Source organism: Dietzia sp. DQ11-71, assembly GCF_014144995.1.
Classification (GTDB): Bacteria; Actinomycetota; Actinomycetes; order Mycobacteriales; family Mycobacteriaceae; genus Dietzia; species Dietzia kunjamensis.
This window is the reverse complement of the sequence record NZ_JAALDT010000423.1, coordinates 1-6,611: the sequence shown is the minus strand read 5'-3', so window position 1 is coordinate 6,611 and position 6,611 is coordinate 1. Positions and strand designations below refer to the sequence as shown.

The following is a 6,611-nucleotide window of genomic DNA, read 5'->3' as shown; positions in this document are numbered from 1 at the left end:
GTTGATCGAAGTCGCTGCTCCGGTAGTCCTGGCGGCCGAGGGTGATCTCGGCGGGGTCGCGGGCTGGGCCGTGGGCGTCATGGAGGCGCTCGGCGGGCCCGGCGCGGCCCTCGTGGTGGGTCTGGAGAACGTCTTCCCGCCCATCCCGAGCGAGGTCATCCTGCCGCTGGCGGGGTTCAGCGCCGCGCAGGGCACGTTCACCCTCGCCGGTGCGATCTTCTGGACCACCCTCGGGTCCGTGCTGGGGGCGATCCTGGCCTACGGTTTGGGTTTCTGGCTCGGTGCCGAGCGGGTCCGCGCGCTGTTCGACCGGGTCCCCCTGATCCAGGTCGCGGACTTCGACAAGGCCGAGGGCTGGTTCACCCGCCACGGCCGGGGCGCGGTCTTCTTCGGTCGCATGGTGCCCGTCGTGCGCAGTCTCATCTCCATCCCGGCGGGTGTCGAGCGGATGAGCCTCCTGCTGTTCGTGCTGCTCACCACGGCCGGCAGTCTGATCTGGAACTCGCTGTTCGTGGTGGCCGGTTACCTCCTGGGTGAGCAGTGGCACCGGATCGAGTCGGTGGCGGGATGGGCGTCCAACGCGGTCGTCGCGGCGATCGTGGTGCTGCTGGCGGTGTTCCTCGGTCGACGCGCCTACCTGGAGTTCAGGGAACAGCGGGAACACGGCGACGCCCCACGCGGTTAACTGATGTGACAGCAATAGCAATCGTGTCAGCTCACCCGCGCACCCCAGAACCCGTGCACCCGTGACCCGCAGGAGGAAACCATGTCCGCCATCCGCCAGGTCGTCCCGCTCGGAGGCCAGTGGCCGGGCCTCGACCCGTTCCTGTTCGCCGTCCATCACCGTGACGAGTTCCCTCCGGCCGAGGGCGAGACCATGCGTCCCGCCGCCTCTCTCGCAGGCCGGTCCCTGGGGCAGGACTTCTCGGGCAAGGACGGGTGGTCGATGTACCACGGTGAGACCGTCCCCGGCTTCCCCCAGCACCCGCACCGCGGGTTCGAGACCGTGACCGTGGTGCTCGACGGCGTGGTCGACCACGCCGACTCCCTCGGCGCGGCGGCCCGTTTCGGCCACGGCGACACCCAGTGGCTCACCGCCGGTTCCGGGATCTCGCACTCGGAGATGTTCCCGCTTCTGGACACCGAGCGGCCCAACACCATGGAGCTGTTCCAGATCTGGCTCAACCTCGCGCCCGAGGACAAGTCCGCCGAGCCGCACTTCGACATGTTCTGGTCCGAGAAGACCCCGGTCGTCGTCCGCGGAGCCGACGGGGCCGCCGCGAGGTTCCGCCTGATCGCCGGGGAGATCGACGGCGTGCGCGCGCTGGACCCGCCGCCACACTCCTGGGCGGCGCGACCGGAGAACCACCTGGCCATCTGGATCGTCACGCTCGACCCCGGCGTGGGCACGGAACTGCCCGGTGCCGACCCCTCCGCGAACCGGGTGCTCTACAACTACGGCGGGCCACTGACGGTCGACGACCAGCAGTTGGGGTACGACGCCGCCGTCCTCGCCCCGGAGACGGTCACCGTGACCGCCGGAGACGAGGGCGCGTCGTTCCTCGTCCTGCAGGCCCGGCCGATCGGTGCCCCGGTCGTCCAGCAGGGGCCGTTCGTCGGCAACACCCGCGAGGACATCGTCACCGCCATGCAGGAGTACCGCGCCGGCGTGTTCGGCACCTGGGACCTGCCGCAGAACGACCCCGTCCATCCGCGCGGCGAGACCCGGTTCGCCCGCTACCCGGACGGCCGCGTCACGCGGCCGGTGGGTTAGACCGCGGCCGTCGGGTCAGTCCCCGTCGGGCCAGGCTCCGGTTCGCAAAAGCTGGAGGCTGGCCTCCTGGTCGATGATCGGCTGGCGCATCTGGTCGGCGCAGAAGTCCAGCAGCGCCTCCGAGAGGGCGGAGTTGTCCGACGAGATGGCACCGCGGGCGACCGCGACGTGGAGGTTCTCGGCGAACCCGTCGATCGCCGTCTGCGACACGCAGCTGTGCGTCGACACCCCGCACAGCAGCAGGTGGTCCACGCCGAGCTGCTCGAGCCGGGCCTTGAGCTCGGTCTCGAAGAAGGCGCTGTCGCGGGTCTTGACCACCTCCACGTGATCGCCCGTGGCCAACTCGTCGAGGAACTGCGCCTGCTCGGTGCCGGGGAACGCGAAGCCCTGGTCGTCCTCGCACATGTTGAGCGTCCACGTGGACTTGTCGCGGGAGTGCTCGGTGCGCACCAGCACGACGGGTCGTCCGGCGTCGTGGGCGGTGCGGATGAGTTCGTTGACCCGCGGCACCAGCTCGTCGCGCACCTTCGCCAGTTCGGGGAACTCGAAGTACGAGTTCTGCATGTCGATCACCACGAGGGCGGTCTGCTCGCCCGGACGCCACCACGTGTCCGAGACCTCGACCGGCGTGGTGCGCTTGTGCCGGTTGCGGTGCCACACCGACTCGATCGTCCGCGCGACGTGTTCGGGTACGTCGCGGCCCTCGAGGTAGTCATCGATGTCGTCGTAGCGCAGGCCGAGTTCGTCCTCGTCGGTCTGGCCCTCGTTCTCGTCCAGCAGGTCGGCGGTGGGCACCTTGTCCCACAGTCGCTTCGGGGCGCCCAGTTGGCGGAGCAGGGCGCGACCCTGCCGCTTGTTCAGCCCCGACAGCGGCAACACGTCCGCGGCGCCGTCGCCGAACTTCGTGAAGAACCCGGTGACGTTCTCGGCGGCGTGGTCGGCGCCGATCACCAGTAGTCCGCGGTCCCCGGCCAGCGCGTACTGGGCGACCATGCGGTGACGCGCCTTGGCGTTGCCCTTCGTGAAGTCGGTGAGCTCGGCCCCCGTGCCCTCCCGGATCGCCCCGTTGAGGGCGTCGACCCCCGGTGCGACGTTCACGGTCACGGTCTCGTCGGCGTCGACGAACTCCACCGCGGCGACGGCGTCGGCCTCGTCGTGCTGCACCCGGTAGGGCAGGCGCATCCCCACGAACACCGCGTCGCCGCCGTCCGCGCGCACCCGCTCCACCGCGATCTGGGCCAGGCGCCCGGCCAGGGTGGAGTCGACCCCGCCGGAGATACCCAGCACGAATCCCTTGGCGCCGCTGGTGGTGAGGTAGTCAACGAGGAACCGCACCCGTCGCTCCACCTCGGTGGCGGGGTCGATGTCGGGCCGGACCCCGAGGCTGTCGATGATCGTCCGCTGTAGTTCGCGCATGGCCCCATTGTGCGAGGCCGGCGCGCCGAACAGCGGCAGTGCGGGGATGAGCCAGAGCGCGGACCCGGCGACGGCGGGGGCGAGGGCGGCTGCGGTCGTTGTCGTCGTCGTCATCACGGTCGTCGTCATCGTCGTCCCCCTAGTACCTGAGCAGGTTGGCGTCGTCGACGGACGCCGATCGGCGGGACCGATAGATGGCCATGATGATCGCGAGGCCGATCACGACCTCGGCGGCGGCCACGACCATGATGAAGAACGCGAAGAGCTGGCCGGTGACGTCGCCGTGCATCCGAGCGAACGCCACCAGGGCGAGGTTGGTGGCGTTGAGCATGAGCTCGATGCACATGAACAGGACGATGGCGTTGCGCCGCAGCAGGAACCCGGCCGCGCCGATGGTGAACAGCACGGCCGAGAGGTAGAGGTAGTACTCGGGGTTCACCGTCGGCCCCCTTCGCCGGGTCCGCCGCTGCCGAGTTCGTCGGGGCTGCCCGCGCGATCGGCCGCATGGCGCCGCAGCACCTCGCTCACCGAGTCGGGGGCGTCGGAACCGTCGGGCAGTCGGGCGGGCATGTCGGCGGAGTTGCGGCGCGCGTACACGCCGGAGCTGGGCAGCGGGGTCACGCGGGCGGTGTCGTCGGCCTGCCAGTCGAGGAAGCGCTGCTGCGACATCTGCCGCTGGGTGAGGCGCCCGGTGAAGCGCTCGCGGTGCGCCAGGACCATCGCGCCGAGGGTGGCGATGATGAGCAGCACCCCGGTGAGCTCGAACGCCCACACGTGCCGGGAGAACAGCAGCTCCGCCAGCGCGGGGACGTCCGAGTATCCGGGGGCGAACCCGGCGAACGGCGGCAGTTGCGCCCGCGCCAGCCCGGTGGCCAGCAGGATGCCGAACCCCAGGCCGGCGACGATGGCCGCCACCCGGTGACCGCGGATCCGCTCGACCAGCGAGTCCGAGGACTCGACCCCGATGAGCATCACCACGAACAGGAACAGCATCATCACGGCGCCGGTGTAGACGACGATCTGGCCCACGCCCAGGAACACCGCCCCCTGCGCGATGTACAGCACCGCGAGCGAGACCATGGTCGCCGCCAGACACAGCGCCGAGTAGACCGCCTTGGTCGCCGAGACCACCCCGAGCGCCCCGGCCACGGCGATGATGGCCAGCACCCAGAACAGGACGGACTCCCCGGTGGTCACGAGGCCCCCCTTCCGCGGCGCGCCCGCGAGCCGGCTGCGGTCGCACCGCGCGGCTCGGCCTCACCGGGCTCGTACGGCTCACCCTGCTCGGGCGCGGAGCCGGTGATCTCTCCGCGGTAGTAGTCGAAGTGGTCGGCGCCCGGGTACATGTCGTGCGGGGCGGGGACCATCCCGGCGAGCATCGGTCCGAGCAGGTCGTGCTTCTCGTAGATGAGGTCGGCGCGGTTGTCGTCGACCATCTCGTAGTTGTTCGTCATGGTCAGCGCCCGGGTCGGGCACGCCTCCACGCACAGGCCGCAGCCGATGCAGCGCAGGTAGTTGATCTGGTAGATCCGCCCGTAGCGTTCGCCGGGGGAGAAGCGTTCCTCGGCGGTGTTGTCGGCGCCCTCGACGTAGATCGCGTCCGCCGGGCACGCCCAGGCGCACAGCTCGCAGCCGATGCACTTCTCCAGCCCGTCGGCGTAGCGGTTGAGTTGGTGTCGCCCGTGGTAGCGGGGCGCGGTGGGGACCTTCTCCTCCGGGTACTGCTCGGTGTGGGCCTTGCGGAACATCGTGGAGAACGTCACCCCGAACCCGGCGAGCGGTTCGAGGAACCTGGGCACCCTAGGCATGGCGGGCCTCCTGACTGGACGGCGTGTCTGCAGATGTAGCGCGGTCGAGCGCGACGCGCTGGTGGGGGAGCGGAGGGACGGGGAACCCTCCGGCCGTGGGGTCGAAGCGCGCGCCCCGCGTGACGGACGCGGGTGGAGAGTCGCCGCGGGTGGGCGTGGCCCGGCCGCCGCGACGGGAGCGGGACCGATGGACGACGACGATGACCGCCACCGCCACCAGGCCCGCGATCACCATGGCGGGCGTGAGGAGCGCGGACCCGGGGCCCACGACCACCCGGATGGTCGCCACCGCCATGACCCAGGCCAGCGAGACGGGGATGAGCACCTTCCAGCCGAAGGTCATGAACTGGTCGTAGCGCAGTCGCGGGAGGGTGGCCCGCAGCCACATGAACAGGAACATGAACGCCCACACCTTGGCCACGAACCACAGCAGCGCCCACCACCCGGAATCCGCGCCGTCGATCAGCGAGAACGGCAGGGGGGCCTGCCAACCGCCGAGGAACAGAGTGGCCGCGAGCGCGGAGACGGTGGTCATGTTGACGTACTCGGCCAGCATGAACATCGCGAAGCGCAGCGAGGAGTACTCGGTGTGGAACCCGCCCACGAGTTCGCCCTCGGCCTCGGGCAGATCGAAGGGGGCGCGGTTGGTCTCGCCGACCATCGAGATGACGTAGATGACGAACGAGGGCAGCAGCAGGAACACGAACCACACCTGCGACTGGGCGGCGACGATCCCCGACGTCGACATGGTGCCGGCGAAGAGGAACACCCCGACGAACGACAGCGCCATCGCGATCTCGTAGCTGATCACCTGGGCGGTGGAGCGCAGGCCGCCGAGCAGTGGGTAGGTCGAGCCGGAGGACCAGCCCGCCAGCACGATCCCGTACACGCCGATCGAGGTGACGGCGAGGATGTAGAGCACTCCCACGTGCAGGTCGGTGAGCTGCAGCGGCGTGGAGTGGCCGAAGACGGAGACCACGGGCCCGAAGGGGATCACCGCGAACGCTATGAACGCCGGGATCACCGCGATGACCGGTGCGAGCAGGAAGATCGGCTTGTCGACCCCGGCCGGGATGAATCCCTCCTTGAGGGCGATCTTCACGCCGTCGGCCAGGCTCTGCAGGATCCCGCCGGGGCCGACGCGGTTGGGGCCGATGCGCATCTGCATCCACGCCAGGATCTTGCGCTCCAGGTAGATGGCCGCGAGCACGGTCACCACCAGGAACACGAAGACCGCGAGGACCTTGGCCAACACCAGCCACCACGGGTCCGTACCGAAGGCCGTGAGGTCGGCGCCGGTGGTCGACGAGGCCCCGGCGGCGAGGACGGCGGGTCCGTTCACCGCGACTCCGCTCACCGCGACCCCGGTCATGACGCCACCTCCCCGACCGCGATGGACACCACGTCGCCCGCGCCGGCGGCGAGAGTCGCGTTCACGGCGGACCCTGGCGAGTTCTGCGGCACCCAGACCACGCGGTCGGGCATCTCGGTGACGGCCAGCGGCAGGGTGATCGCCCCGCGGTCGGTGGACACGGTCACCGGGTCGCCGTCGGCGGCTCCGAGTTCGCGGGCGGTCGTCGGCGACAGGCGGACCACGGGGCGGCGGGCGGTGC

Annotated in this window: 8 protein-coding genes and 1 pseudogene; 2 read left to right on the top strand and 7 right to left on the bottom strand. The window is 70.4% G+C overall.

Annotated features, from left to right (window positions below; translation table 11 throughout):
* Nucleotides 1-4 precede the first annotated feature (4 nt).
* Together G6023_RS13745 and G6023_RS13740 are read left to right on the top strand one after the other, a co-directional pair.
* Complete coding sequence (locus tag G6023_RS13745; RefSeq protein ID WP_472986450.1) at nt 5-685, top strand: DedA family protein; 681 nt, start codon at nt 5-7, stop codon at nt 683-685.
* Nucleotides 686-766: 81 nt separating this feature from the next.
* Nucleotides 767-1,774: a pirin family protein gene (locus G6023_RS13740; RefSeq protein WP_182636031.1), complete on the top strand. Its 1,008-nt coding sequence runs from the start codon at nt 767-769 to the stop codon at nt 1,772-1,774.
* 15 nt (nt 1,775-1,789) lie between these two features.
* Here the strand turns inward: G6023_RS13740 and G6023_RS16320 are convergent, their stop codons facing one another.
* From G6023_RS16320 to G6023_RS13710, 7 genes and pseudogenes are all read right to left on the bottom strand, one after another.
* Nucleotides 1,790-2,347, bottom strand: a complete 558-nt coding sequence (locus G6023_RS16320; protein ID WP_227022208.1) for a cysteine hydrolase family protein — start codon at nt 2,345-2,347, stop codon at nt 1,790-1,792.
* A 24-nt stretch (nt 2,348-2,371) separates the two neighbouring features.
* A pseudogene (gene nadE / locus G6023_RS16315) lies at nt 2,372-3,190 on the bottom strand (ammonia-dependent NAD(+) synthetase); the annotation flags it as partial.
* Nucleotides 3,191-3,329: 139 nt separating this feature from the next.
* The gene (gene nuoK / locus G6023_RS13730; RefSeq protein ID WP_067714654.1) at nt 3,330-3,629 is read right to left on the bottom strand and encodes an NADH-quinone oxidoreductase subunit NuoK; all 300 of its coding nucleotides are present in this window, start codon (nt 3,627-3,629) and stop codon (nt 3,330-3,332) included.
* Nucleotides 3,626-4,387 carry an NADH-quinone oxidoreductase subunit J gene (locus G6023_RS13725; RefSeq protein WP_182636030.1) on the bottom strand — a complete coding sequence of 254 codons (762 nt, stop codon included), beginning with the start codon at nt 4,385-4,387 and terminating at the stop codon, nt 3,626-3,628. Before G6023_RS13725 ends, nuoK begins: the two co-directional genes overlap by 4 nt.
* Nucleotides 4,384-4,989, bottom strand: a complete 606-nt coding sequence (gene nuoI, locus G6023_RS13720; RefSeq protein WP_182636032.1) for an NADH-quinone oxidoreductase subunit NuoI — start codon at nt 4,987-4,989, stop codon at nt 4,384-4,386. The genes G6023_RS13725 and nuoI overlap by 4 nt, the downstream gene beginning before the upstream one ends.
* A gap of 1 nt (nt 4,990) precedes the next feature.
* On the bottom strand, nt 4,991-6,370 hold the full coding sequence (gene nuoH / locus G6023_RS13715) for an NADH-quinone oxidoreductase subunit NuoH (RefSeq protein ID WP_182636029.1): 1,380 nt from the start codon (nt 6,368-6,370) through the stop codon (nt 4,991-4,993).
* Nucleotides 6,367-6,611, bottom strand: a 245-nt coding sequence (locus G6023_RS13710; protein ID WP_182636028.1) for a molybdopterin dinucleotide binding domain-containing protein, incomplete at its 5' end; no start/stop codon positions are given. The genes G6023_RS13710 and nuoH, both read right to left, overlap by 4 nt.

What these genes read in the sequence shown, in the direction of transcription:
- G6023_RS13740 (WP_182636031.1), top strand. Translation starts at nt 767, where the DNA reads ATGTCCGCCATCCGCCAGGTCGTCCCGCTCGGAGGCCAGTGGCCGGGC.
- nuoH (WP_182636029.1), bottom strand. Translation starts at nt 6,370, where the DNA reads ATGACCGGGGTCGCGGTGAGCGGAGTCGCGGTGAACGGACCCGCCGTC.